The 23,431-nt window shown below is 69.3% G+C and carries 20 protein-coding genes, 2 tRNA genes and 2 pseudogenes; 13 read left to right on the plus strand and 11 right to left on the minus strand.

Going from position 1 to position 23,431, the window contains the following annotated elements; all coding sequences use genetic code 11:
* Positions 1-529: 529 nt before the first annotated feature.
* The 5 genes and pseudogenes from A6P39_RS45755 to A6P39_RS44345 all read left to right on the plus strand — a co-directional run.
* A pseudogene (locus tag A6P39_RS45755) lies at positions 530-781 on the plus strand (DsbA family protein); the annotation flags it as partial.
* Positions 782-894: 113 nt separating this feature from the next.
* Positions 895-1,059, plus strand: coding sequence for a 50S ribosomal protein L33 (gene rpmG, locus A6P39_RS44330; protein WP_275884506.1), 165 nt, complete (start codon positions 895-897; stop codon positions 1,057-1,059).
* A 58-nt stretch (positions 1,060-1,117) separates the two neighbouring features.
* Entirely contained in the window at positions 1,118-1,378 is a 261-nt protein-coding gene (locus tag A6P39_RS44335) for a type B 50S ribosomal protein L31 (RefSeq protein ID WP_275884507.1), read from the plus strand.
* A gap of 53 nt (positions 1,379-1,431) precedes the next feature.
* Complete coding sequence (ykgO, locus tag A6P39_RS44340) at positions 1,432-1,554, plus strand: type B 50S ribosomal protein L36 (protein WP_270086932.1); 123 nt, start codon at positions 1,432-1,434, stop codon at positions 1,552-1,554.
* 689 nt (positions 1,555-2,243) lie between these two features.
* On the plus strand, positions 2,244-3,170 hold the full coding sequence (locus A6P39_RS44345; RefSeq protein ID WP_275884508.1) for a replication-relaxation family protein: 927 nt from the start codon (positions 2,244-2,246) through the stop codon (positions 3,168-3,170).
* A gap of 249 nt (positions 3,171-3,419) precedes the next feature.
* Here the strand turns inward: A6P39_RS44345 and A6P39_RS44350 are convergent, their stop codons facing one another.
* The 6 genes from A6P39_RS44350 to A6P39_RS44375 all read right to left on the minus strand — a co-directional run bounded on the left by A6P39_RS44350 (position 3,420) and on the right by A6P39_RS44375 (position 7,954).
* On the minus strand, positions 3,420-3,908 hold the full coding sequence (locus tag A6P39_RS44350) for a hypothetical protein (protein ID WP_275884509.1): 489 nt from the start codon (positions 3,906-3,908) through the stop codon (positions 3,420-3,422).
* 123 nt (positions 3,909-4,031) lie between these two features.
* The gene (locus tag A6P39_RS44355) at positions 4,032-4,844 is read right to left on the minus strand and encodes an ABC transporter permease (protein WP_275884510.1); all 813 of its coding nucleotides are present in this window, start codon (positions 4,842-4,844) and stop codon (positions 4,032-4,034) included.
* On the minus strand, positions 4,841-5,446 hold the full coding sequence (locus tag A6P39_RS44360) for an ABC transporter ATP-binding protein (protein ID WP_275884511.1): 606 nt from the start codon (positions 5,444-5,446) through the stop codon (positions 4,841-4,843). The genes A6P39_RS44355 and A6P39_RS44360 overlap by 4 nt, the downstream gene beginning before the upstream one ends.
* A gap of 3 nt (positions 5,447-5,449) precedes the next feature.
* Positions 5,450-6,466: a polyprenyl synthetase family protein gene (locus A6P39_RS44365; RefSeq protein ID WP_275884512.1), complete on the minus strand. Its 1,017-nt coding sequence runs from the start codon at positions 6,464-6,466 to the stop codon at positions 5,450-5,452.
* 37 nt (positions 6,467-6,503) lie between these two features.
* The gene (locus A6P39_RS44370) at positions 6,504-7,409 is read right to left on the minus strand and encodes a phytoene/squalene synthase family protein (protein WP_331454246.1); all 906 of its coding nucleotides are present in this window, start codon (positions 7,407-7,409) and stop codon (positions 6,504-6,506) included.
* Positions 7,358-7,954, minus strand: coding sequence for a DDE-type integrase/transposase/recombinase (locus A6P39_RS44375; RefSeq protein WP_275884514.1), 597 nt, complete (start codon positions 7,952-7,954; stop codon positions 7,358-7,360). The genes A6P39_RS44370 and A6P39_RS44375 overlap by 52 nt, the downstream gene beginning before the upstream one ends.
* A gap of 47 nt (positions 7,955-8,001) precedes the next feature.
* On the opposite strand from A6P39_RS44375, the pseudogene A6P39_RS44380 reads away from it, so the two are divergent.
* A pseudogene (locus tag A6P39_RS44380) lies at positions 8,002-8,604 on the plus strand (helicase-related protein); the annotation flags it as partial.
* A gap of 1 nt (position 8,605) precedes the next feature.
* Here A6P39_RS44380 and A6P39_RS44385 read toward each other — a convergent pair.
* A protein-coding gene (locus A6P39_RS44385; RefSeq protein WP_275884579.1) for an IS5 family transposase occupies positions 8,606-9,405 on the minus strand; the annotation gives its coding sequence in 2 pieces (ribosomal slippage) (positions 8,606-9,066 and positions 9,066-9,405; 801 coding nt in all).
* A gap of 67 nt (positions 9,406-9,472) precedes the next feature.
* Here A6P39_RS44385 and A6P39_RS44390 point away from each other — a divergent pair.
* The 3 genes from A6P39_RS44390 to trxA all read left to right on the plus strand — a co-directional run bounded on the left by A6P39_RS44390 (position 9,473) and on the right by trxA (position 12,761).
* The gene (locus A6P39_RS44390; protein ID WP_443053136.1) at positions 9,473-10,528 is read left to right on the plus strand and encodes a helicase associated domain-containing protein; all 1,056 of its coding nucleotides are present in this window, start codon (positions 9,473-9,475) and stop codon (positions 10,526-10,528) included.
* 474 nt (positions 10,529-11,002) lie between these two features.
* The gene (locus tag A6P39_RS44395; protein ID WP_275884515.1) at positions 11,003-11,749 is read left to right on the plus strand and encodes a hypothetical protein; all 747 of its coding nucleotides are present in this window, start codon (positions 11,003-11,005) and stop codon (positions 11,747-11,749) included.
* Between the two features lie 685 nt (positions 11,750-12,434).
* The gene (trxA, locus tag A6P39_RS44400; RefSeq protein ID WP_443053137.1) at positions 12,435-12,761 is read left to right on the plus strand and encodes a thioredoxin; all 327 of its coding nucleotides are present in this window, start codon (positions 12,435-12,437) and stop codon (positions 12,759-12,761) included.
* Positions 12,762-12,964: 203 nt separating this feature from the next.
* Here the strand turns inward: trxA and A6P39_RS44405 are convergent, their stop codons facing one another.
* Together A6P39_RS44405 and A6P39_RS44410 are read right to left on the minus strand one after the other, a co-directional pair.
* Positions 12,965-13,828 (minus strand): LLM class flavin-dependent oxidoreductase, encoded by an 864-nt coding sequence (locus A6P39_RS44405; protein WP_275884516.1) that lies wholly within the window; start codon positions 13,826-13,828, stop codon positions 12,965-12,967.
* A 323-nt stretch (positions 13,829-14,151) separates the two neighbouring features.
* Positions 14,152-14,811: a hypothetical protein gene (locus tag A6P39_RS44410; RefSeq protein WP_275884517.1), complete on the minus strand. Its 660-nt coding sequence runs from the start codon at positions 14,809-14,811 to the stop codon at positions 14,152-14,154.
* 148 nt (positions 14,812-14,959) lie between these two features.
* Between A6P39_RS44410 and A6P39_RS44415 the strand changes: the two genes are divergently transcribed.
* Positions 14,960-15,052: transfer RNA gene (locus A6P39_RS44415), tRNA-Cys, on the plus strand.
* An 18-nt stretch (positions 15,053-15,070) separates the two neighbouring features.
* On the opposite strand, the gene A6P39_RS44420 is transcribed toward A6P39_RS44415, so the two are convergent.
* On the minus strand, positions 15,071-15,439 hold the full coding sequence (locus A6P39_RS44420) for a hypothetical protein (protein ID WP_275884518.1): 369 nt from the start codon (positions 15,437-15,439) through the stop codon (positions 15,071-15,073).
* A gap of 8 nt (positions 15,440-15,447) precedes the next feature.
* Entirely contained in the window at positions 15,448-16,128 is a 681-nt protein-coding gene (gene tpg, locus A6P39_RS44430; protein ID WP_443053138.1) for a telomere-protecting terminal protein Tpg, read from the minus strand.
* A 200-nt stretch (positions 16,129-16,328) separates the two neighbouring features.
* On the opposite strand from tpg, the gene A6P39_RS44435 reads away from it, so the two are divergent.
* From A6P39_RS44435 to A6P39_RS44445, 3 genes are all read left to right on the plus strand, one after another.
* Positions 16,329-16,412, plus strand: a tRNA-Leu gene (locus A6P39_RS44435).
* Positions 16,413-16,669: 257 nt separating this feature from the next.
* Complete coding sequence (locus tag A6P39_RS44440) at positions 16,670-16,978, plus strand: acyl carrier protein (RefSeq protein WP_275884519.1); 309 nt, start codon at positions 16,670-16,672, stop codon at positions 16,976-16,978.
* Between the two features lie 88 nt (positions 16,979-17,066).
* Positions 17,067-23,372 (plus strand): type I polyketide synthase, encoded by a 6,306-nt coding sequence (locus A6P39_RS44445; protein ID WP_443053149.1) that lies wholly within the window; start codon positions 17,067-17,069, stop codon positions 23,370-23,372.
* The last annotated feature ends 59 nt before the right edge of the window (positions 23,373-23,431 follow it).

Here is a 23,431-nt window from a genome sequence, read left to right on the forward strand (position 1 = left end):
AAGCTGTTGACGCGAGACTGGACAAGAAGGCAGTTCCCCTCAGGTGTGCTTCAAAATGAAGCCTGGACCAAAACTGGACAGCACGCCCCGCCGATGACACCCCTGCCGCGTCACCTATCGGCGGTCAGTGAAACTGCGCAACCACCCAACCAACCTGCGCATTCCACCGCACACCGCGAGGAACCACAGGTCAGAGAGCCAACAGCGTGCTGCAACGCGCAGATTGACTGACCAACACCAACCGCGATCCCAACCAGTCAATCTGCGAAACCCCAGGTCAGCACTCGCACCACTGCGCAGATCCACTGGCCAACGACAGCCGCCAGAACGTCACCATGACGTGTCACAGATTCAGCACACGACCCAGACGAGGCCTGTGGCGTACCTGGAGCCCCACCACAACGGTGTCGCGTGTGTGGCTGCGGCGGGGTCGTCAACCGCCTGGCGCAGCGCACCGAGCGCACCACTCAACCAGCCTAAGTAGCTCACCCTCCAACAAACCCCCAGGCCAGACCACTGACAAGCCCGGCTGCTGAGCCACCAGGGCGCGCTGCGTCTCGATCACCTGCGCGGGTACGCCGGGGACATCGGCCTGGAGCGCTTCGAGCGGGACCTGCATCCCAAGGTCCTGGCGCGCATCGCCGAGGACGTGGAGTCCGCAGACCTCAGCCAGGTGGCGGGGACGCCCACCTTCTTCGTGAACGGGCGCAGGCATCACGGTGCCTACGACATCGCAAGCCTCTCGGCGGCGGTGCGGGCCGCCCGGACCAGGGCGGCGCTCGTCACGCGCCGAGGTCCGCCGGCGCCGGGAATGCGGGGCCGGCGGATGCCGTTGTACATCTTGCCTGACATGCCCGGGTCAACCGACTCGGGTGCACGTGAAAGGGGCACCTCATGGCACGCAGCACCACGCGGCCCGTCGTGAAGCTGAGGTCGACTGCCGGCACCGGCGTCACCTACGTGACCCGCAAGAACCGCCAGAACGACCCCGACCGGCTGGTCCTGCGCAAGTACGACCCGAAGGCCAGCGCCCACGTCCTCTTCCGCGAAGAACGCTGACCCCTGCCCCTGTCGCCCGGCACCCCGGGCGACAGGGGCACCCAGGAAGGACACCGTCATGAGGCATGGCATCCATCCCGTTTCCCGCCCCGTCCTCTTCCGCGACCGCGCGGCCGGCTTCGAACTGCTCGTCCCCTCCACCGCCGCCGCACAGCACACGGTCCAGTGGAAGGACGGCAACACCTATCCCGTCGTCGACGTCGAGGTCTCGTCGGCGAGCCACCCCTTCTACACCGGCACCTCCCGCATCGTCGACACAGCGGGACGAATCCAGCGGTTCGAGCGGCGCTACGCAAGCACCACTCGGGCCGGCCGTTGACGGCAGTGCCATCGACGACGCCCCCGGTTCGACCGCACGGAAAGGAGACGGCCATGAAGGTACGCAAGTCGTTGCGCTCGCTCAAGAACAAGCCCGGCGCCCAGGTGGTCCGCCGGCACGGCGTGACATACGTGATCAACAAGAAGGACCCGCGCTTCAAGGCCCGCCAGGGCTGAAGCCCGACACACATGAGCGGCCCGGCACCGGCAACACGGTGCCGGGCTGCTCCGCGTCCGGTGGGCGCGACATCGGTCGGGCCGGTCCCGCCGGCCGGCGCCCGGCGGCAGTGGCTCCCCCGCCGACGCGTCGGCGGACGGACTGACCTCCGGTCCGGAGGCCGATCGTGTCGGGCAGGTGTTCCGGCCGTGGGGAGCCGCCCGGGCCCCCGACACCGTTGGATTGCCCGTCGCACGCGCAGTCGCCGGGCGCTTGTCCGCCCGGCGTCGCGCGCGGCCCCGCCGACGCGCGCGAGGACCACCAGCGGCGCCCGATCCCCTCGCCCGCCGCACGAGACCTGTCCCACCCACCCACTTTCCTTGTTCTTCCTGCTGTGGGACGTGGACTCGGGGGCGTAGAGGGGATGTCGGCCTGCCGACCACGGCCGGACCAGCGTGGTGACCTGCGGGTTCGCGGGTGGGCGCGGCAAAGGGTGCGGACGGTTGTCGGCCGGGTTGTCGGCGGGGATGTGGGCCTGGTCCACGGAGGTGTTGTCGCTTCGTGACCGTGGTCGGGCCTTCGTGGTCGGTGCTCTGGTCGGGGCCGGCTGCTGCTGTAACTGGTACGCGCAGCACCGGGCAGGCCGGTGCCGCACCGGGCAGGCCGGTGCCGCACCGGACGGGAAGCGAGCGGATCCGTGATGATCGGCGTGGACGTGGGTAGCGGGGACCGGATGGCGCTGGGCGTGCTGACGCAGTACCGGATGGCCACCAGCGAGCAGATGCACCGGGTGATCGCCCCTGAAGTGCGCATCGAGCAGACGAGGCGCAGGCTGGCCAGGCTGCGCGTGGAGGGGCTGGTCGACCGCATCACCCTGCCGCAGGCCGGACGGACCCGGGTGTGGTTCCCCACCGCGTACGGCGTGCAACTGGCCTTCGAATGGCCCGAGATGCGCGGGCGCCGGCCGTCCAGGACGGTGTCCGATCCGACCGCCGTACGGCTGAAGGCCGGCCACACGCTGACCGTGACCCAGACCGCGCTCGCCTTCCTCGAGGACGCCCGCCGCCACGGCGATCTGTGCCGGCCGCTGGACTGGATCTGCGAGGTCCACCACCCGATCGGGAGCGGCGAGGCCGTCATCCCCGATGCGCTCCTGTACTACCGGCGCGGCCCCGTCGACGGCGAGCACGGGCCGATGCTGCGGGCGTTCGTGGAAGTCGACCGGGCCACCATGGGCCCCGAACGCCTCGCCGCCAAGCTCACCGCGTACGAGCGCCTCTACCGCTACGTGCCCGCGGTCCCAGGGCGCCGACCAACCTTCCAGGAACCAGCGGTGGAGGAGTGGCACCGGCGCTACCCGCTCTTCCCCCGCATCCTGTTCGTCCTGGACGGCACCGGACCCGCCGGCATCGAGAACCGGATCAGCGCCCTGCGCGCGGCCGCCAGGCCACTGGCACCCTTCCTACGGGACGTCCCCGTCCTCGCGGCCCCGCTGGCCAGCCTGCTCCACCACGGCCCCGGCGCCCCCGGTGTGGCGCCCCGTCCACAACCCCGACCAGCGAATCCCCTGGACCGGCTCCGGGCATCGGCAGACATGAAGCACGGCCGCCGCAGAGAAGCGTCAGCCGTGCGCTGACCAGCCATGGTCGGGGCTGGGCGCGGCATGACCGTACCCGTGGTCGGCCTCACATGCCGCACGCCGAAGCGATCGAGGTCCGTGACAGGTGATGCAGTACTTCTCCCCCTCCGCCGCGGGCAGGGCTGGTGTCGTCTTGCGATCTGTGGGAGCAGTTCAGTGAGCTGGTCCCCGGCGCCATCCTGCCGGACTCTGCCGCCGTGGGGGTTTTAGTCGCAGCTGTTGAGCATCTCGGTGAGCTTGTTCTTCTCAGGGGCCGTGACGCTCAGTCCGTACACGTACTTCACGTCGGTCCAGGACCGCGAATAGGTGCACCAGTAGTCCTTGTTCGGCGGCGCCCAGGAGGACTTTCTCCAGGACGGTGGGCGGCTGGTCGTCTGAGGCGGGGATCAGGCGCTGGGCCCATTCATGGGCAGTGGCGCAGGTTTCCGGATGCACGCTGGTTACGGCTCCGGTGTGCCAGTCCTGGCCGCCGTCCCAGCGCTGGGCGAAGGTCGCGACGCGGTGCGCGAGGATGTCGCGGCGTTCGGTGATCGCCAGCCAGCCCGCGCGGCGGACCATCTCGGTCGGCTCCTGCGGATCAGGGCGTGTGAGCGGGGCCGGCACCGCGCCGAGGACCAGGTGAGCGCCGTCACCGCCTTCGGCGGCGTTCTCGCCCAGCTCGGCGATGTTACGGGTGGTCGAGGCGTGTCCCCGCCAACGGACTTCCCGGGCTAGGTCCCGGTTGCTGGCGTTCATCACTGACACTGCGGTCAGCACGTTCCGGGCCGACAGCCACTACGTTCTACTGCCAGTGGGAACCTGCGGGCCCGGGGCCGCTGTACACAAGCGATGACAGCCGATACCCCCCGGCAACGAGGGTCAGACCGGTTGGGTGGGGGCAGCCAGCACGGGCACCTTGTCGTCCGGCGTGACGGCGGTGCGCGAGCGGGTGCGGTGGTGGAAGGTGAGGAGGCTGATCAAGGCAACTGCCGCGAACCACAGCAGCTGAGCTAGTAGGTAGGCGGGTGTGCGCTGGGTGGAGAAGCAGGCGGCGGTGGCGGCTTGGACAGCGCCGTAGGAGGGCAGCAGCCGGATGAAGGGACTGTTGGCCCCGGAGCTCGCCAACGGGTTTTGCATGGCCACGTCGATGACGCTGGTCATGATCAGCGCGAACATGCCCTCCACTTCCCGACACAGCACCGAGCCGTAGATGACGCCGAGGGCTCCGTAGGTTAGGGCTGCGCTGAACAGGGCCGCGCCGAGCTGGAGTGGCTGCACAGGTGACCAGGCGGCGCAGATGACGGCGGTGGCGTAGGCGGCGACCGCTGCGGAGGCGAGGGTCAGGGAGGTGGTCTTGGCGGCGACCAGGTGAATGCGGGGGTAGCCCGCCATGGCCAGGCGCCGGTCGAAACGGCCTCCGCTGAAGGTGGCGGCAAACATCATGAAACCGGTGATCAGCGTGACGGCGTTGATTGCCCCCGTGATCTGCGTGAGCAGGTTGCCGGCCGGGGCCAGCCGCTCCCCGGTGGCGTCCAGCCGGAACGGCACAGGCCTGTCAGGGATGTTGAGGTACACGAGCGTGATCCACGCGGGGACGAATAGGACGACCAGCAGCATCGCGAAGCGGTTGCGGGCGTGCTCGACCAGGTCGTACCGGGTCGCGGTGGTGTACAGGGTGAGATGTCTCCTCATGCCGCCACCGCCGGGTCAAGCACGAGGATGCCGCCGTCCAAGCGCCACAGTTCGTCCAATCGTTCCAGGTCGTACGCCAGGTGGGATACGACGAGCACGGAGCGCCCCTCGGCGCGCAGGCCGTCGGCGAGGCGCCAGAACCGCTGGTAGGTGTCCCAGTCGAAGCCCTGGTAGGGCTCGTCCAGCAGCAGGACCTGCGGGTCGTGCATGAGCGCGAGCGTCAGGTTGAGCTTCTGCCGGGTGCCGCCACTGAGCACTCCAGCGCGCACGTCGGCGTACTCGGCGAAGCGCAGCTCATCCATGATCTCCTCGGCGCGCTGAAGGTCTGTCAGGCCATACGCGGCCTGGAAGAACTTCAGGTGCTGGCGGACGGTCAGGGCGTCGTTGAGGGCGACGTCCTGCGGGCAGTAACCGAAGCGTCCCTGGTGGAACACTGTTCCGGCATCCGGGCACAGCTCGCCGGAGAGAATCTTGAGCAGGGTGGACTTGCCGGCTCCGTTCTCTCCGACGATGCCGACCAGCACTCCCGGTCCGAGGTCCAGGTCGATACCGCGCAGCACCTGCCGCCGGCCGTAGGCGTGCCGCAGTCCCCGGACCTTCATCACTCACCTGACACGGTCGACGACCGTGACGGTCAGCGCTTCCAGCAGGTCCCGGGCCTGCGATGGGGGAAGTGCGGCCAACGCTTCGCGGGCCTTGACCGCGTACCCGCGAGCCATCTCGGCGGCCTGATCGACAGCCTCGCTGCGGGCGAGGATCTGAGCCAGCAGGCGGTGGGCGGTGACGGCGTCGGAGTCGTCACAGAACAGCTCCTGAAGCCTGTCCAAGTCCTCCGCGCTGGTGGCGTCCCGGGCCAGGAGGACCGGCACGGTCGGCTGCCGGTTGGCCACATCGGTCAGGCCCCCCGACTCCGCGGCGCCGACGTAGGGAAGAAGGTCATCACGGATCTGGAACGCCATGCCCAGTTCCTCACCGTAGGCGCGCAGCGCCGCCTCGTGGGCAGCGGGCGCGTCGGCCAGAATCGCTCCGGCCTGACACGCTGCGCCGAACAACGCGGCAGTTTTGCCGCGGATGATCTCCAGAACCTTCTCCAGCGTGCAGCCGAGATCCTCGCGTACCAGGGTCTCCTCGCCGATGGCGGCCACTGTGCGCTTGACCGCGGCTGCCACCACGCGAGTCGCCTGCACGGCACGGGCGGCCGGCACGCCTGCCTCCGTGGACGCGAGCATGGCCTCATAGGCGGTGGAGGCCAGCCCGTCGCCGGCCATCAGGGCCACGCTGATCCCGAAGTGCTCGGCCGAGGAAGCCCGCCCGCGACGCTCGGGGGCACGGTCGACGACGTCGTCGTGCATCAGCGTCGCCACGTGCATGCACTCCAGGCCCGAGGCGAAAGCCAGGGCCTGCTCCATGCTGCCGCCCACGGCGGCCGCCGACCACAGACACAACCGCGGCCGCAGCAGCTTGCCCGACGGAAACAGCGCGTCGCGGCAGGCCACCCCCATCAGATCCTCCTCGGCGCCCGCCCACCGCCGAAGTTCACCTTCCACCAGCTCATTGACCGCCCTCTCATCCTCTGAGGACTGCACCCCATCTGCGGTGTAGGGCCCCTTCGTCGTGGTCATGAGTTCCTTCCCAGAACTTTGCTCAACGTCATCTCATTCACCGGGAGGTCACGTGGGCGGAGCGCCACAAACTCATCCCTCCCCGGACCATCGGTCCTGTCGGCGGAACGGCCACTCGACGTAGCAGGGACGGCCCCGCTTCCAACACGGCCGCGCACAAGGGGCGGATGTACTCGTCCAGGGCCGAGCAGAACGGATACAGCCATGGATGAGCGCGTGCCATCTCCAGCACGGCCGGCATGCGGCCGGTGATGCGCGCTACTTCGAAGGCGACCAGGTCGGCCGTGGCCGACGTCCAGCGTCCGGCCTCCAGATCCTCCCTGCGGACACCGAACCGGTCGAGATCCTCAAGCGGCAGATACAGCCGGCCCTCCCTCGCATCTTCGGACACATCGGCCAGGCAATCCACCAGCTGAGCCATGTACCCGTACTCCCGGATGATGCGTTCGCCGCTCTCGCCGTACTCCCCCCGCATGGACAGCGTCCACAGCATCGCCGCGCCGGCACTGCCGGAGGCATAAACCTGCCAGTCGGCATAGGTGGGGAACTCGCGAAAATCAAGATCGCTGCGCGCGGCCGCGAAGGCCTGATCCATCAGCGCTCGCGTCGGCTTTACAGGAGCGACGCGGTGCGCGTGCGCCGCCGCGTGCAGAATGGGCTCGGCACTGGAACCGGAGTCCAGCGCGGCATACCAGGCGTCGACCCACTCGCCGAAACGCTCAAGACGCTGCTCGTGGGGCCCTTCGTCCGCCCGGGCGTCAGCCTCCAAGATCACCATTGCCGCGGCTGCAGTCAAAGGACGCGCGCGTGACGGTACTGACAGAATCCCCAGCCAGGTAACGCCGGCACGATCGCTCAGAGCCCTGCGGCATGCGACGGTGTAAGCCGCCCTCAACGCCGGATCAAAGACCCCGGCCACGTCCAACCACCGTCGTACCAGCACCAAAACCCCCCACTCAATGCCTCGGACCGACAGGACGCTCCCATGCCCGCTGGGCGATACGAGCCGGGTGGGGATCCGGTTGACTCGATCGAGTGAACCGACCAAGCTTCAGCTTGATCACCAAGGGTCAGCGCTGACGCCATGCGGCGTAGGTCTCTTGGTTTTGATCCAGTGACGCAAAGCTGAGCACGCACCTGGGCAGACGGGCCAACTACAGGGCTCGCACAGCCGATGTGACTGAGCGCCTCGACCTCGACGTAGTGGAAAACGTCGGCCCGGGCGGCCTCGCGGGTCTCCCACATGGTCGTCCCGATCTCCGCTTTCAGGATGGCGAACCAGCTTTCCGCGGCGGCATTATCGTAACAAGAGCCGACGCGCCCCATCGACTGCCTCATGCGCAACTCGCGTATTTCGCTGCGGAATTCGTCACTCGTGTACTCGCTGCCGCGATCCGTATGCATGACGCAACCCTGCTCCAGGCCGCCACGCCCGGCCGCCATCCGCAAGGCGGCGACCGGCAGCTCGGCGCGGTGGTGGTCGGCCATCGCCCAGCCGACCACCTCCCGCGTCGCGAGATCGATACAGGTCGCCAGAGATCATCGTGATGGAGGTGCGGGATCCGCTCGTGACGCCGGGGCGGCTGATGAGTGAGGAGCGGTATGAGGAGAAGGTGCGCGGGCAGCGGCTGGGTGCGCTTCAGGCCTCGCTGCTGGACACCATGGCGCAGCATCGGCTGCAGACGTGCATCACCTACCACCACCGGACGATAGAGGCGCAGGCGTACGCGGAGGGCCTTGAGCGGGTGGCGAAGCGGCTGCACGGGGATCAGCCCGAGCAGTATCCGGCGCGGGTGTGGGCGGACTGGCTGTGCGGGGAGCACGCGCCGGAGCGCCGGCGGGCGGTGCTCGCGGAGTTCGGGTCCACCGCGCGGCGGGCTGTCCTCTCGAACTGCCGCGTGCTGAGTGAGGGCGTGGACATCCGGGCCGTGGACTGCGTGGCGCTGCTGGATCCGAAAGGCGCGCCGCATGACATTGTCCAGGCGATCGGGCGGGCTTTGCGGCAGAAGCCCGGAGAGGGGAAACTCGCGTCTTTGATCGTGCCGGTATTCCTCCAGCCCGGGGAAGAGCCGGAAGACATGTTCACTTCCGCTTCGTACCGGCCTTTGGTCAAGGTGCTTGAGGGGCTTAGAGGTCATCTCATTTGGTGAGTCTGCGGTAGCAGATCAGGGTGCAGGCGATGCTGGTGAAGGCCAAGAAGTGGACGGCCTTGCGTTCATAGCGGCGGTGCAGGCGGCGGCATCCGGCGAGCCAGGCCATGGTGCGTTCGATGGTCCAGCGGTGGCGTCCCAGGCGCTGGGAGGACTCGATGCCTTTACGGGCGATGCGGTGCCGGATGCTGCGCTGGCGTAACCATCGGCGCAGGTGGTCGTAGTCGTAGCCCTTGTCGCCGTGGAGCTTGGCCGGCCGTCGTCGGCGCGGACCGCGACGGGAGCGGATGGGCGGGATGCCGCGAACGAGCGGTTCGAGGGCCTGGCTGTCGTGCAGGTTGGCGCCGGAGATGCCGATGGAGATGGGCAGTCCGGTCCGTTCGGTGATCAAGTGGATCTTCGAACCGTACTTGCCTCGATCTACTGGATTCGGACCTGTCAGGCCCCCCTTTTCAGGGCCCGCACGTTCACCGAGTCGATCGCACAGCGAGACCAGTCCAGTTCACCCCGGGAGCCGAGTTCGTCGAGGACCAGGCGATGGAGCTTCGCCCACACCCGGGCTTTCGACCACTCGGTGAAACGCCGGTGAGCCGTGGGTCCCGACGGTCCGAACGAGGCGGCCGGCAGCTGCTGCCACGTACAGCCCGACGTGGCCACGAACACGATCGCAGCCAGCACCTCCCTGTCACCGTGCCGGCGCCGGCCGCCTCCCTGAGGCCGACTCGGCGCCTCCGGCACCACTCGCTGGAACAACTCCCACAGCTCATCCGGCACCAGCCGCTCAACGATCCCCACACCCGGAGCCTATCGAATGCGCCAAATGAGATGACCTCTTAGGGCTCATGATGAGGAGGCCGTGGAATTGCTGGCTATTCCTCAGGAGCCGCAGAAGAACGCCGTTCAGCCGTCGGTGTCCATCGGTACGGAGCCAGAGGAGGGCGAGGAGGAGGCCCGGCTGCTGCTGCGGTTCGCGGCCCCACGCGACCCGGTGACGGTCGCCGAGTGGGTGTCGTGGAACGTGATCGACACGGAGAAACAGGACTGGGCGCGCGGCTGGTCGAAGCTGAAGGCGTTCACGACGCGGGAAGGGCACGCGCGGGTACCGTACGGGCACAAGGAAGGCGCCTACCCCCTCGGCCAGCGGGTCGCGGAACAGCGGCGCGCCTACGCGGCCGGGCAGATGACGGGCAAGCGCGCCCAGCGGCTGGAGCAGCTCGGCATGCTCTGGTCGGTAGCCGACGCCAGCTTCCAGGAGAACCTGGAAGCCGCCCGCGCGTACTACGAAGTGCACTGGACGCTGTGCGCGCCCAGGACCCCGACCGCGCTGGACCGGCCGATCGGGCAGTGGCTGTCCAACCTGCGCCGACCCGGCGCCCTCAACGGCCACCCCACATGGAAAGCCACACTGGAAGAGATCGACGAGCACTGGAACCCGGACTGGCCGGCCACCTGGCAGCGACACTACGCCGCCCTGCGTGAACTGGTCGGCGAAGAAGAGGGCCAGGCCGACGTCCTGCCCGGCGTCACCATCCACGCCATGGACATCGGCAAATGGCTCGCCCGGCAACGGCAGCACACCGTCTGGCAGAGCCTGACGGCCAAGCAGCATGAGCTGCTGGAGGCCATCGGCGTCGTACCACTGCCCCCGGAGCAGGAAGTACCGGCGGCGGCCTCCAAGGGCGGCTATGGGGCCTTCGAGCGGGGTGTCGCAGCCCTTGCGCAGTACAAGGCCCGTACGGGCTCTGTAGGGCCCATCAGCCGCACCCACGTAGAAGTCCTCCCCGACGGGACAGAGGTCCGGCTTGGGGTATTCCTCTCCAACACCAAGACCAGGCGCGGGAAACTCACCACCGACAAGCTCCACCAGCTCGCCGAACTCGGACTCCACTGGGCGGTGCAGGGCATGGTGTAGGACAGGGACAGGCACAACGGCGGGTGCCCGAGGAGATCGGTCCGGGCGCCCGCCCCGGGGCAGTCGCGGCGCCGTCCGGCGTGTTTACCGCACCGATTCGCCAGGCTGGCGACACCCGCCCTCGCGGGAGGGCCGGCTCACCACTGTGCGATCTCGTGCCGGGCTGCACGACAAACAGGCCCTGGCGCAGCCGCCTCCCGTAACACGGATCAGTCATGGCTTTCGTAGCGACACGCAGCCAGCGGAGGGTGAGCAGGCGTCAGCAGTTCATCCGGGGGGGCTAATGGTCATTCAATCTGCCTGGTCTTCGAGCTGCTTCACATTCTGACGGTGCACCAGGCAAGGCCGTATATACCCCGGTCGGCCCCCTGCCGCACAGCTTTCGATATGACCCGGTATGACAGCTGTGAGTACTTTTGGTCGCAGTCGGCTGACGAGCCGACATCTCCGAGACATCCAGACAGGAGAAGCGACATGAAGCTCGCTCGTTCCACCATGGTGGCTGCAGGTCTCTCGTCCGCCGCGGCGCTCGCCGTGACCGGCATCACCTACGCCTCGGCGGCCTCCGCCCCGGCGCCCCAGGCGGTCCCGGCCGCCGCCTCGGCAGCACCCTTCGGCGGCGACTCCGGACAGAACAAGGCCAACAACAACGAAGGACAGGGCAAGGGCAACGAAGGAAAGGGCAACGAAGGCCGGGGCGAGCGGCGCGAGGAAGGCCGGCGCCACGAGGACAGAGGCCGGATCGAGATCAACGAGCGGTCCTACTCCGCCCACCCCGGCGACTGCATCACCGTCGTCAGCGGCCTGGGCGCCAAGACCCTCAACATCCGCAACGACAGCCACAAGCGCCTCGAGGTCTTCCGCGGAGCCGTCTGCGACAACGGCGCCCCCATCGCCACCGTCGGCCCCTGGAGCTCCTCCGACGGCGTCTGCCCGACGATCAAGGACGAGGACGAGAAGAAGAACGGGAACGAGAACGAGAACTGCGAGGAGCGCGAGCACCACGAGAACGGCGAGCACGACGAGAACGGCAAGCACGACGAGAACGGCAAGCACGACGAGAACGGCAAGCACGACGAGCAGGGCGAGCACCACGAGAAGGGCGAGGACGGCGTGAAGGTCAAGAACGGAGTCGTCGCCAGCTTCCGCGTGGTCTGCGACCACGACGACCGCGGTGAGGGCGGCGAAGGCGGCTGGGGCGGCGAGGGCGGCCGGGACTGACCCCGAAGCCGAGCAGCCCAATACGGGGCCCCGGCCCGCCGGAATCGGGCCGGGGTACTCCCATCTCATTGTCCGACAACCCACGCGCCATGCGCGCACCACCGGCCCGGACACCAGACATCACACCCCTGGTGCCCGGGCCGACGCTCTTTCCCTTGTTGGTCGATCCACCTGGGGATATCCATCCCGAACGCTTCCCGCGGGCACAACTGACCGCGCCCTCGCCAAACGTTTTCCCTCCCGGCGTTTCCACCGCCCCGAACGGGTGAGAAAACGCGCTGGCGGAACGGACGAGGACGTATGCACGGACACGGGCACAGGCGGCCCATTGCGATGTGCCGTCTTCGTGGCAGTGAGCCAGCTGGGGACGTACCGCCCCATGACAGCCGCGAGGTCGCGAAGTACCACCGCCGTGTCAGTGGCAAGCCCCGCCAAGGGCCGACGACCAGCAGGAACACGGTGCTCCCGCTCAACAGTGACTGACACGCTCTCACTGACACGAAGCCGACACATCGCAGCGAGCCTCTAGAAGTGACGCGGGCGCTTTGGTGACGCCTTTGCGCGGGTGCACGTTGCGGGCAACGGCGAAGTACTGGTCCCATGCGTCATGATGCGTGTGCATCCCGTGATGCCCCATGTGCGGCTATCACGGGTGATCTGTCTGCCGACCGAGAGGGGCCTGTTCGTGGCGCTGAAAGAAGTGACCGACGCTTCCTTCGACGAGGACGTCCTCAAGAACGACAAGCCCGTCCTGGTGGACTTCTGGGCCGAATGGTGCGGTCCGTGCCGCCAGATCGCCCCGTCCCTCGAGGCGATCGCCGCCGAGCACGGCGACAAGATCGAGATCGTCAAGCTCAACATCGACCAGAACCCGACCACGGCCGCCAAGTACGGCGTCATGTCCATCCCGACCCTGAACGTCTACCAGGGCGGCGAGGTCGCCAAGACCATCGTCGGCGCCAAGCCCAAGGCCGCCATCGAAAGGGACCTGGCCGACTTTCTTGGCATGTGAGAGCACACCTCGCGGAACGACCATCCCCGACTGCGATGTGCCGCCTTCGTGGCAGTGAGCCAGCTGGAGCTGTACCGCCCCATGACAGCCGCGAGGCCGCGAGGTCGCGAAGTACCACCGCCGTGTCAGTGGCAAGCCCCGCCACGGGCTGACGACCAGCAGGAACACAGCTGAACGCGTCCGGCACAACCTCGAATGACTGATCAGACCACCGGCGGCCCCGCCTCGATGCGACGCAGCACCGGAGGGAGGCGGTCCAGGTCGGAGCCGGTCTGGACCTGCCGCTCGTCCCACCAGGTGGCGCCGGCGTCGTGCAGCGGGCCGATCACGTCCCTGGCTTTGGCCGCGTCCAGGGGTGTGGCACCGCCGAGCACGAACTCGAAGGGGCGCTCGGCCTCGGCCGTACGGTGCTTGCGCACATAGCCGACCAGCTCGCGTACGTCTGCCACGTCCGGCACATGCCCGTGTCGGGCCGTCTCGAAGAGCGGCACCGCGCCGTCCCACCGCGCTGCCCGCCGCATGGGCGCACGGCGCGGCCAGAACCCGCCGATCCACACCGGCGGACCGGGCCGTTGCACGGTGGGGGGCAGCAGCGCCACGTCCCGGATCTCGTAGTGCCGGCCGTAGTGGTTCACCGGCTCGCCGGACCAGAAGCGCCGCAACAGCTCCACTCCCTCGTCCAGCCGCTCGGCGAGGAGGCGCGGCTCAGCGGTGTCGCCGAAGCTGCGGTACTCGTCGTCGATCGGGCCGCCCAGGCCCGCGGCGAAGGTCACCCGGCCGCCGCTGAGGTGGTCCAGGGTGGCCACCTGGCGGGCGAGTTGCTGCGGACGGTAACGAGGGACCGGCGTCAGCAGTGTGCCCAGTCGGATCCGTGAAGTTGTCAGCGCGGCCGCGGTCAGCAGCATCCAGGGGTCTGCGAAGGGACGCCCCTGGTGCTGCCGGTGCAGTACGTGGTCCCAGACGAAGAGTCCGTCCCAGCCGGCCTGTTCGGCGGCAGCCGCAACGGTTGCGACATTACGGGGGTCGGCGAAATCACCGAAGTTCGGGATGTTGATGGAGAAGCGCATCCCAGCAGGATGCGCAGCCGGTCATGAAGCGGCAACCGGATTCGCATACAGGCCGCTTGGCGGCAGGCTGCGGACCACGCATGATCCATCAGGATCCCCGAACCACCGGACGGACAGGACTGACCAGTCGGACTCCGCATCACGAACGGGACGGTAGATGCTACGGCCGCCTGGGGAATTGTGTTTGACCGGCGACAGTCACGCAGGAGGCGGGCCACCGCATACGGCACCGAGCGGAGCCACGGCACGGCGCCCCGGTGACGCGGCGCCGCGTCAGCCGCCACCGCTATTTCCCGTTCCGATACCGAGACCCCTCGCCACGTTCAGGCATCCGCCACCACGTAGCCGAGCAAGCGGGCACGGTCGGCTACCGTCTCGAAGCCCGCCACCGGATTGAGCACACTGACCGTCCGACGGTCCAGTGGGGCGCCCGACAGGATCGCGGCAACAGCCTCCCGGTCCACCGGCCGTTCGTAGTAGTCCTGAGCGACACTGCAGACGGTCTCGGCACTGCCGTCGGTCAGCACCCTGAAAAGCCAACCGGCCCCATCCGACTCCCCCGGCGCGAACACGACCGGACCGCATCGCCACGAAGCCGCATCCGCCTCGCGCCACACGCACACCGTCGCGTCAAAGAACCCCTCGAACTGCAGCTCCGGATCGGCCGCATAGTGCGCCAGCGCAGCAGGCAGACCCTCCAGCAGCCCAGGCCAGTGCGCCCTGGGCCACTCACGCCACGGCGTGGCATCGCATTCATGGTCGAAACCGTAGAGAAAGACCCCGGCCGGATCGAAGACGACCCCGTACAGATCACCGGAGCCGTTCTCCATCGTGGCCAAGTCCACGCCCGCACGCCAGCCCGGGAAGTAGTCGTGCCTCGGAGCGGAACCGCCGAGCACAACGTCGAGCAGCGCCAGCGCCCGACAACGGGCACGCAGGACGTCGGGATCGGCCAGCACGGACACGAGCTCGTGAACATTCATGGCGGACATTGAACAGGCCGCCGCTGACAGCCGGCCGAGCAGCCTGCACCCGCCCTCCCATCAGCAGCGCGTCAGAGACGCGTCAGGCCGGCCTGGCACCGTAGTACTCGTGAACGGCAGCGCAGGGAACTGCGGAAGCCGGGAACGAGGAGAGGTGCCCGGAGCGGCTCATCGGGGACCAGGGCAGCAGCCCAGTGTCGGACCCTCGCGGTCCACGCAGGTTCGAATCCTGCCCTCTCCGCAACAGACGACAACCCCGTCAGGGCGTCAGGTCGAGCACGCGGACCGGCTCACCGATCCACCGGTCGGGGGCAGTGGTGGCGATGATCGCGCCATCGGGGCGATCCGCGGTGGGCTGTGCGGCATGCTGGGCATGCGCTGCCGCCCAGGTGTGCCGGCGAGCCACCGCCAAGGCTGCCGGCAGGTCCAGGTCCAGGACGATGACGCCCGGGAGGGCGGCGAGGTGCTCCGCTGTGCCGGGCCGGGCGCGGTCCGCTTCGACGAGCGCGCACGCCGGGGCATAGACGTGCCAGCCGTCCTCGGCATGAGCACGGTGGATCAAGCGGGAAACGAGGACGTTGCCCCGGCCGGCCGCCGCCATGGCCGTGTCGTCCAGAACGATGTGCATGGCATCACTCACCGCGCCGCCGCCCGCCCCAGCCGACGGTCCAGCTCACTGTCGAGATCCTGCTCCTCGGCCGCGGTCGGCGCGTAACCGGTCCACTTCTTCAGAACGGCCCTGGCCTGCTCGGCCTGCTCCGCCCGCTCGGCCGGGGTGAGCAGCGTCTCGGCGAGCCGGGCCAGATAGGCACGGAGCGACATCCCCTCGGCCGCCGCTATGGCCGCGAGCCGGTCCCGGGCCTCCTCGGGAATCTGGAGTTCGGCCTCCGAGGCGCCCGACTCCTGGGCCGCGAAGAGACGGGCCGCGTAATCCGGGGGCAGGGCCAGGCTGACGTCACGGATACGGGGGTCGTCCGTCGAGCCCTCGGCCGCCCTGAAGCCGAAACGGGCCCGGGTGGAGGTGAAGATGCCGCCCCTCGTCGCCGCCTCGCGGCGGGCACGGGCGCGTACTCCCGGCTGCCAGCGGTGGCGGACCTCCTTGTACAGCCGGTCCGCCAGGGCCCGGCGAGGCTTCTTCAGCTCTCCCTTCACGTAGCGTTCCACCGTGCGCTGGGAGATGCCCAGCAGGTCAGCCACCGGTTTCGTGCCCTTCAACTGCCGTACCAGAAAGCGCATCTGGGCCGATGCCGACTTCGGGAGCGGGCGCGTGAAGTGACGGGCGTCCGCCTCATCCAAACCATCCCCTACGTCCACCATCGGCCCTCCCTGCGGTCTCGCCCATTCGATCAAGAAACGCAGGACAGCGTGAGCCGGTCACGGATGAGAGCGGACAAGCCGGCGCCGTTACGTGATCGGGATGCCGGTCATGCCCGGCCTGGCAAGGCGTCAGCCCGGCGTCAGCGGAAGGTGTCACAGTATTTCTCGAGAGCGGGACGGGGAACCGGACCAAAACTCAAGGAGAGGTGCCCGGAGCGGCTCATCGGGGACCTATAAACGGTCGGGTCCACGGACCCACGCAGGTTCGAATCCTGCCCTCTCCGCGGAGCGAGACGCCCCCACCCCTCAGGGCTGGGTGGGCAGGAATCCCATGACCGGCGGGGTTCCGGCCCTCCCGGCCCTTTCGTGTACCTGGGCCCGGCGACATCAGCATCCGGTCAGGGAGGTGTCAGTACGAACTGATTCCATCAACACATATGACCCCCGACAGTCGGTCCACTGTCCCACTTCTGCCCTTCCCAAGGCCCGACCGCGCGACTCAAGCGGTCGCCCGGGCCGGTGACGCCCTACGGAGCATGTGATGAGCGAACAGGCCCCGGCGGTGGAGAGTCTCTCCGCACTCCCCCGGTCCGAGCGATCGGAATTCCTTGAGAGCGTCGTCGTCGCGGAGTTCAAGAAGGTTCTCCTCATGAGCGACGACGAGGTGTTCCCCATCGACCAAAGCTATTTCTCGCTGGGATTCACCTCGCTCCGCATCATGGAGGTGAAGACCCGGATCGAGAAGCTGCTCGGATGCACGCTGAGCACGAATGCCCTGTTCAACAGGCCCACCGTCGAGAATCTGGTCGAATACCTGGCGGACGAGGTCCTCGGCGACCTCATATCGTGACCGCTGCGGGCTATCGAGAAGGGGAAAGACCGTAATGTCGATAACGTCGAACACCACGGCGTCAGAAAGCAGCGGGCCCGCCACGGTGATGGCCGTCGAGCAGCACAACGAGCCCATCGCGCTGGTCGGCATGGGTTTCCGGCTCCCGGGCGGCAACGAATCCCCCGAGGGTTTCACCGAGTTCCTGCAGGCGGGCGGCTCCGGCATCCGGCCCGTCCCCGAGGACCGCTGGGACGTCGCCGCGCTGTCACCGCGCCCGGAGGAAGCGGCCGAGTTGGCCGCGGGCGACGCCGAGCCCGAGCGCGGCAAGGTCAGGACGACGGGCGCCGGTTTCCTGGACCAGATCGACCAGTTCGACGCCCCCTTCTTCAATATCTCGCCCAAAGAAGCCGCGTTCGTCGACCCCCAGCAGCGGCTGTTGATGGAGACGGCCTGGCAGGCACTGGAGCACGCCAACATCAACCCCGACACCCTGCGGCACGGCAACGGCGGTGTCTACGTGGGCGCCAGCTCCATCGACTACGCGCTGGAGCTGGAGGGTCTGCCCTACGAGGAGCTGGATGGCCACCTCGCGGCCGGCATCACGCTGTTCCCGCTGTCCGGGCGGCTGTCGTACTTCTTCGGGCTTCGCGGCCCCAGCCTCACTGTGGACACCGCGTGCGCGTCGTCCCTGACCGCGACCCATCTGGCCGTGGAGGGCCTGCGCAGCGGGTCCTGCGACATCGCGCTGGCCGCCGCGGTCAACTGCCTGCACAACCCGCGCATCTTCGTGATGTTCTCGCATGCCAACATGCTGGCCCCGGACGGCCGTTGCAAGACCTTCGACGAGGACGCCGACGGCTACGTACGTGCCGAGGGCTGCGCCGTGCTGGTGCTCAAGCGCCTGTCGGACGCCCAGCGCGACGGCGATCGGGTCCTGGCCCTGATCCGCGGCACCGCCATCGGCGAGGACGGCGAGAGCGCGGGGCTGACCGTACCCAACGGCACCGCGCAGGAGACCGTGATCCGCGCGGCGCTGCGCAACGGTGGCCTGACGCCCGCCGACATCCAGTACGTCGAGGCACACGGCACCGGCACTCCGCTGGGCGACCCGATCGAGATGGGCGCCATCAGTGATGTCTTCGCCGACTCGCACACCGCCGAGCGCCCGGTGAGCGTGGCGTCGGTGAAGACCAACATCGGCCACACCGAGCCGGTGGCGGGCATCGCCGGTGTGATCAAGACCGTGCTGCAGATGCAGGCGGGCACGATCTTTCCGCATGTGAACTTCACCAAGCCCTCCGGCCGTATCCCCTGGTCGAGCATTCCCGTGACGGTGCCCACCGAGAGCCGCCCGTGGCCTGCCGAGGGCACCCGCCGGGCGGTCGTCAACAGCTTCGGTTTCGCCGGCAGCATCGCCGCGGCCGTCCTGGAGGAGCCGCCGGCCCTTCCGGCACCCGAGCCGGCCCAGGCCGGCACGCCGGACACCGCCGACGAGGGCGGCCACGTCTTCACCCTCTCCGCGAAGTCCCGCCGCTCGCTGGGCATGCAGATCGAGCGCTACCAGCAGCACCTGGAGAACAACCCCGGCGTGGACATCGGCGACCTCTGCTACACCGCCAATGTCGGGCGCAGCCACTTCACCCACCGCGTCGGCGGTCTCGTCACCGATCACGCGTCGCTGAGCGCGCTGCTGGCCCGGCACGCCGAGAGCGCGGGCCGCCGCAACGACGTGCGCAAGACTGCGTTCCTCTTCGCCGGACAGGGCTCGCAGTACCCGGGCATGGGCGCCGCCCTGTACCGGCAGTTCCCGGTCTTCGCCGCCCATGTCGACGAGTGCGACGCGCTGTTCGCGGCGAAGCTGGGCCGTTCTGTGCGCGAGCTGATGTTCGCCACCGGGGAGCGGGCGGCCGAGGAGCTGAACCAGACGCTGTACGCCCAGCCCGCGCTGTTCACACTGGAGTTCGCTCTGGCCAAGCTGTGGCTGTCGTGGGGGCTGCGGCCCAACGTGCTGATCGGCCACAGCATCGGCGAGGTCACCGCGGCGGCGGTGGCCGGTCTGTTCAGTCTCACGGACGCGACCTCGCTGGTGGCCGCGCGCGCCCGGCTGATGCAGTCGGTCTCCGAGCCGGGCGGTATGGCCGCGGTGGGCGCTGCGGTCGAAGACGTGTCACCGCTGCTGGAGAAGTACGAAGACCTGGCGGTGGCGGGCGTCAACTCGCCGGAGCAGACGGTGATTTCCGGCGGCGTCCAGTCGCTGGAGGAGGCCGTCGCGGCGCTCGAGGAACGCGGACTGCGGGTCAAGCGGCTGAATGTCTCGCACGCGTTCCACTCCCCGCTGATGGCGGATGTGTACGACGCGTTCCGTGCGGAGATCGCCGGCATCGAGTTCCATGAGCCGACGCTGACACTGATCTCCAACGTCACCGGTGAGGTGTCCAGGTTCCGCGACATCGCCACCCCGGACTACTGGGTGCGCCACATCGGCGCCCCGGTCGAGTTCGCCAAGGGGATGCGCACGGTGGAGCGCCGGGGCCGGCACGCGATGGTGGAGATCGGTCCGTCGCTGGGACTGAGCGCCCCGGCCAAGCAGTGTGTCACCGCCCAGGACCACCTGTGGGTGGCCAGCCTGCACCCGAAGGACACCGACGGCCGGACCGTGCGCAGCGCCGTTGCGCAGTTGTACGCCGCGAACTTCAGGATTTCGTGGACCGGCTTCCACACCGGCCGGGAGCGCACGCCCGTCGCGCTGCCCGGCTACGCCTTCGACCGCAAGCGGTACTGGCTGCCGGCCAACGCCAACCGGCACGGTCTGGGCGCCCGGATCGCCGGTACCAGCGCAGTGCAGCACCCCCTGCTCGGGGCCGAGACCAGCACCCCTGAGCAGCGCGCCGCCGGAGTACGGGAGTTCTCGACCACGATCAGTGCCGACCGGCCGGGCTATCTCGCCGCGCACGTGGCGATGGGCAACGTGGTCTTCCCCGGCACCGGCTACCTCGAGATCGTCCTCGCCCTGCAGGACGCGGTGCTCGGCCACACGCGCAGGGCGGTCCACGACGTCAGCCTGCGCGAGGCGCTCATCCTCGATGCGGGCGTCGCGACCCGGCTGCGGACCCGGCTGCGTCCGGGCGACGGCGGCACCTCGCTGGTCGAGGTCGCCAGCCTGACCGGCAGCGGTCAGGAGGAGGTCGAGCGGCTGCACGCGACGGCGGTGCTCTCGGCGACGGACGAGGCGCCCGACGGCCCGAGCGGGGCGGCGCGGGCGCTGGTCGAGCTGGCTGCCGGGGACGAGCGTCCTGAGGACGTGCTGCAGGCCGAGGACGTGTACGCCGCCTACGCGGGCGCCGGGCTCGACTATGGTCCCGCGTTCCGGCTGATGCGTTCGGTGACCCGCTTCCCGAGCGGGCTCACCGTCGGCGACCTGCAAGGCGTGGATGCCGGCCCGCTGGAGCATGTGCCGCCGGCCCTGCTCGACGCGGCCATGCACAACATGGGCGCCCTCGCCGACGACGGCAACTCCTACCTGCCGGTCCGCTTCGGCCGCTTCACCCTGTTCCGCAAGCCGCGGGCGCGGTCGCTGCGCACCCTGCTGCGGCTGGTCCCCTCCGACTCCGCCGACGTCGACATCTGCGCCGACGTACTGGTGCTGGAAGAGGACGAGCCGGTCATGGAGCTGCGGGGGCTCGGGCTGAAGCAGCTCGCCGCCGCGCCCGGCTCCGCTCGCCGCAGCTTCTTCCACCAACTGCGGTGGACCAAGCGGTCGGCGACAGGCCCGGACGGCGTCGTGGACCGCCGGGTGCTGCTGGTGGGCCGCTCGGCCGACGACTTCCATGAGGTGGCGGACCGGCTGGCCGAGGGCGGCGTGCGGATGGTCTTCGCCGACGATGCCGACGAGGTCGGCACCCTGCTGGCGCAGGAGCGGATCACCGACGTGTGCTGGTTCTGGCAGCACAGCGGGGACGGCGCGGGAGCGAGCGGCCTTCGGGCGGAGTCCGAGCGCAATTACGCCCGGCTGCTGGCTTTGCTGGCCGAGCTGGACCGGCGCGGCTTCGGCCGCGACCAGCGTCTGTGGCTGGTCACCGAGCAGGCGCAGCCGCTGCGCGGGGATCGTCCCGGGCAGGTGCGGCTCGCCGGTGCCTCGCTGTGGGGGTTCGGCGCGGTGCTGCTCAACGAGTACCCGTCGTACCGGACCACGCTGCTCGACCTGCCGGCCGACGGCTCCGCCGCGGCCGCGTTCGCCGCGGAGCTGGTCTCGCGGGAGTCCGGCGACTTCCAGGTGGCCTACCGCGGCGGCCACCGGCACGTTCGCCGCCTGGTGGCCGACGACGCCCGGGCCCGCGGGGACAACGGCTTCGGCCTGGCCGTCAAGGAGTACGGCACGTTCGCCGGCATCCGGCCGGAGCGCGTCGAGGAGGTGGCGCCCACCGGCGACGAGATCCAGGTCCAGGTGTCGGCGGTCGGCCTCAACTTCAAGGACGTGCTCAACGCCCTCGGCATGCTGAAGGAGTTCGGCGAGCAGCCGCTCGGCTTCGAGTGCGCCGGGACGGTCGTCGCCGCCGGGCCCGACGCCTCGTTCTCGCCGGGCGACGAGGTGATCGTGAACTACCTCGGTCTGATGCGCCGGCGCGTGACCGTGCCGTCGGCGGTCGCCGTGCGCAAGCCGTCCGGGCTGGACTTCACCCAGGCTGCCGGGCTGATATCGGTGTACGTCACCGCCTACTACGCGCTGCACCGGCTGGCCGGTATGAAGGCCGGTGACCGGGTGCTGGTCCACGCGGCGGCCGGCGGCGTCGGGCAGGCTGCGACCCACCTGGCCCGGCTGGCCGGAGCGGAGGTCTTCGCCACCGCCAGCCCGCACAAGTGGCCGCTGCTGCGCGCACAGGGCGTCGAGCACCTGATGAACTCCCGCACGCTGGACTTCGCCGAAGAGATCGGGCGGATCACCGGCGGGCGCGGTGTCGACATCGTGCTCAACAGCCTCAACAAGGACTTCATCCCGGCCGGGATGAAGTCCCTGGGGCAGGGCGGCCGGTTCGTCGAGCTCGGCAAGGTCGGGGCGTGGACGCCGGACCAGGTCGCGGCGGAGCGGCCGGACGTGTCGTACTTCAACTTCGACCTCAGCGAGCTGCCGCAGGACCGGCTGATCCCGCTCAACCAGGAGATCATGCGCGTGATCGTGGATCTGGTGGAGGCCGGCAAGCTGCCGCCGCTGCCGGTGACCGGATACACCCTCGACGAGGTCGAGGAGGCGTTCGGCGTGCTCAGCCGCGGCGCCAACATCGGCAAGCTGGTGATCGAGTTCGACGACCCGGCGGCCGGTGAGCCGCGCCCGGTCGAGATCCGGCCGGACCGCGTCTACGTGGTCACCGGCGGCCTCGGCGGCCTCGGCCTGGTGGCAGCGCAGAAGCTGGTGGACCTCGGCGCCCGCAGGGTGGCCCTGGTCGGCCGCCGCACGGAACCGGTGCCGGACGTGGCGCACCTGCTGGCGCGGCTGCGGGAGCGCGCGGAGGTGACCGTCCTGCAAGGCGATGTCTCCGACCCGGCGGATATGGGGCGGATCACCGCCATGCTGCTGAGTTCGCCGGTGCCGGTCGGCGGCATCGTGCACGCGGCCGGCACGACCGCGGACCAGCCGGTCGCCGACCAGACCTGGCAGTCCCTCGACACGGTCTTCGCAGCGAAGGTCTACGGCTCGTGGCTGCTGCACGAGGCTGCCGGCTCCTTCCCGGAGCTGGACTTCTTCGTCGGCTTCTCCTCGGCCGCCCCGGTGGTCGGCGCGCCCGGCCAGTCCAACTACGCGGCAGCCAACGCGTTCCTGGACGCACTGATGGAATGGCGCCACGCACAGGGCCTGCCGGCGCTGTCGGTGAACTGGGGCCCCTGGGCCGAGGTCGGCATGTCGGCCCGGCTGGGCGAGGCGCTGATCCGGCGCTGGGAGGACGAGGGCATCAAGCTCTTCTCGCCCGGTCGCGGCGCCCGCGCCTTCGCCTCGGTGCTGGGCCGCCCGCTCGGCCGCATCGTGGCGGGCGAGGCGGACTGGGACCGGTTCACCGCGGCCAAGCCGGTGCGCAACGCCCTGTACGAAAGGGTGGTGCAGCCCGGCGGCGCCCAGGCGCACAGCCTCGACCTCGATGCCCTGCGGCAGCAGCCACAGGCCGAACGCCTGGCCGCGCTGGAGCAGTTCGTGCGGATCAGGACCGCCGACGTGCTGCACCTGGACGACCCGGATTCCATCGACCCGTACGCCGAGTTCACGCAGCTCGGTCTCGACTCCCTGGTGGCGGTCGAGCTGAAGAACAAGCTGGAGGCGGCACTCCAGCTGCCGCTGCCGCCCCAGCTGGTCTTCGACCACCCCTCGCCGGACCGGCTCGCGGCGTTCCTGGAGCAGCAGCTCACGGCCGCGGCGGCGGCCTGACACCAGGCCGGACCGCTTCCCGCCCGCCTCGACACCATCGCATGACCCGGCACACCGAA

It is taken from the genome of Streptomyces sp. FXJ1.172 (genome assembly GCF_001636945.3).
In the GTDB taxonomy this organism is placed as follows: domain Bacteria; phylum Actinomycetota; class Actinomycetes; order Streptomycetales; family Streptomycetaceae; genus Streptomyces.

What these genes read in the sequence shown, in the direction of transcription:
- rpmG (WP_275884506.1), top strand. Translation starts at nt 895, where the DNA reads ATGGCACGCAGCACCACGCGGCCCGTCGTGAAGCTGAGGTCGACTGCC.
- A6P39_RS44365 (WP_275884512.1), bottom strand. Translation starts at nt 6,466, where the DNA reads ATGACCACGACGAAGGGGCCCTACACCGCAGATGGGGTGCAGTCCTCA.
- A6P39_RS44395 (WP_275884515.1), top strand. Translation starts at nt 11,003, where the DNA reads ATGAAGCTCGCTCGTTCCACCATGGTGGCTGCAGGTCTCTCGTCCGCC.
- A6P39_RS44360 (WP_275884511.1), bottom strand. Translation starts at nt 5,446, where the DNA reads ATGAAGGTCCGGGGACTGCGGCACGCCTACGGCCGGCGGCAGGTGCTG.
- A6P39_RS44375 (WP_275884514.1), bottom strand. Translation starts at nt 7,954, where the DNA reads ATGGCCGACCACCACCGCGCCGAGCTGCCGGTCGCCGCCTTGCGGATG.
- A6P39_RS44410 (WP_275884517.1), bottom strand. Translation starts at nt 14,811, where the DNA reads ATGAATGTTCACGAGCTCGTGTCCGTGCTGGCCGATCCCGACGTCCTG.
- A6P39_RS44350 (WP_275884509.1), bottom strand. Translation starts at nt 3,908, where the DNA reads ATGAACGCCAGCAACCGGGACCTAGCCCGGGAAGTCCGTTGGCGGGGA.
- A6P39_RS44355 (WP_275884510.1), bottom strand. Translation starts at nt 4,844, where the DNA reads ATGAGGAGACATCTCACCCTGTACACCACCGCGACCCGGTACGACCTG.
- A6P39_RS44440 (WP_275884519.1), top strand. Translation starts at nt 16,670, where the DNA reads ATGAGCGAACAGGCCCCGGCGGTGGAGAGTCTCTCCGCACTCCCCCGG.
- A6P39_RS44420 (WP_275884518.1), bottom strand. Translation starts at nt 15,439, where the DNA reads ATGCACATCGTTCTGGACGACACGGCCATGGCGGCGGCCGGCCGGGGC.
- A6P39_RS44335 (WP_275884507.1), top strand. Translation starts at nt 1,118, where the DNA reads ATGAGGCATGGCATCCATCCCGTTTCCCGCCCCGTCCTCTTCCGCGAC.
- A6P39_RS44405 (WP_275884516.1), bottom strand. Translation starts at nt 13,828, where the DNA reads ATGCGCTTCTCCATCAACATCCCGAACTTCGGTGATTTCGCCGACCCC.
- tpg (WP_443053138.1), bottom strand. Translation starts at nt 16,128, where the DNA reads ATGGTGGACGTAGGGGATGGTTTGGATGAGGCGGACGCCCGTCACTTC.
- ykgO (WP_270086932.1), top strand. Translation starts at nt 1,432, where the DNA reads ATGAAGGTACGCAAGTCGTTGCGCTCGCTCAAGAACAAGCCCGGCGCC.
- A6P39_RS44445 (WP_443053149.1), top strand. Translation starts at nt 17,067, where the DNA reads ATGGCCGTCGAGCAGCACAACGAGCCCATCGCGCTGGTCGGCATGGGT.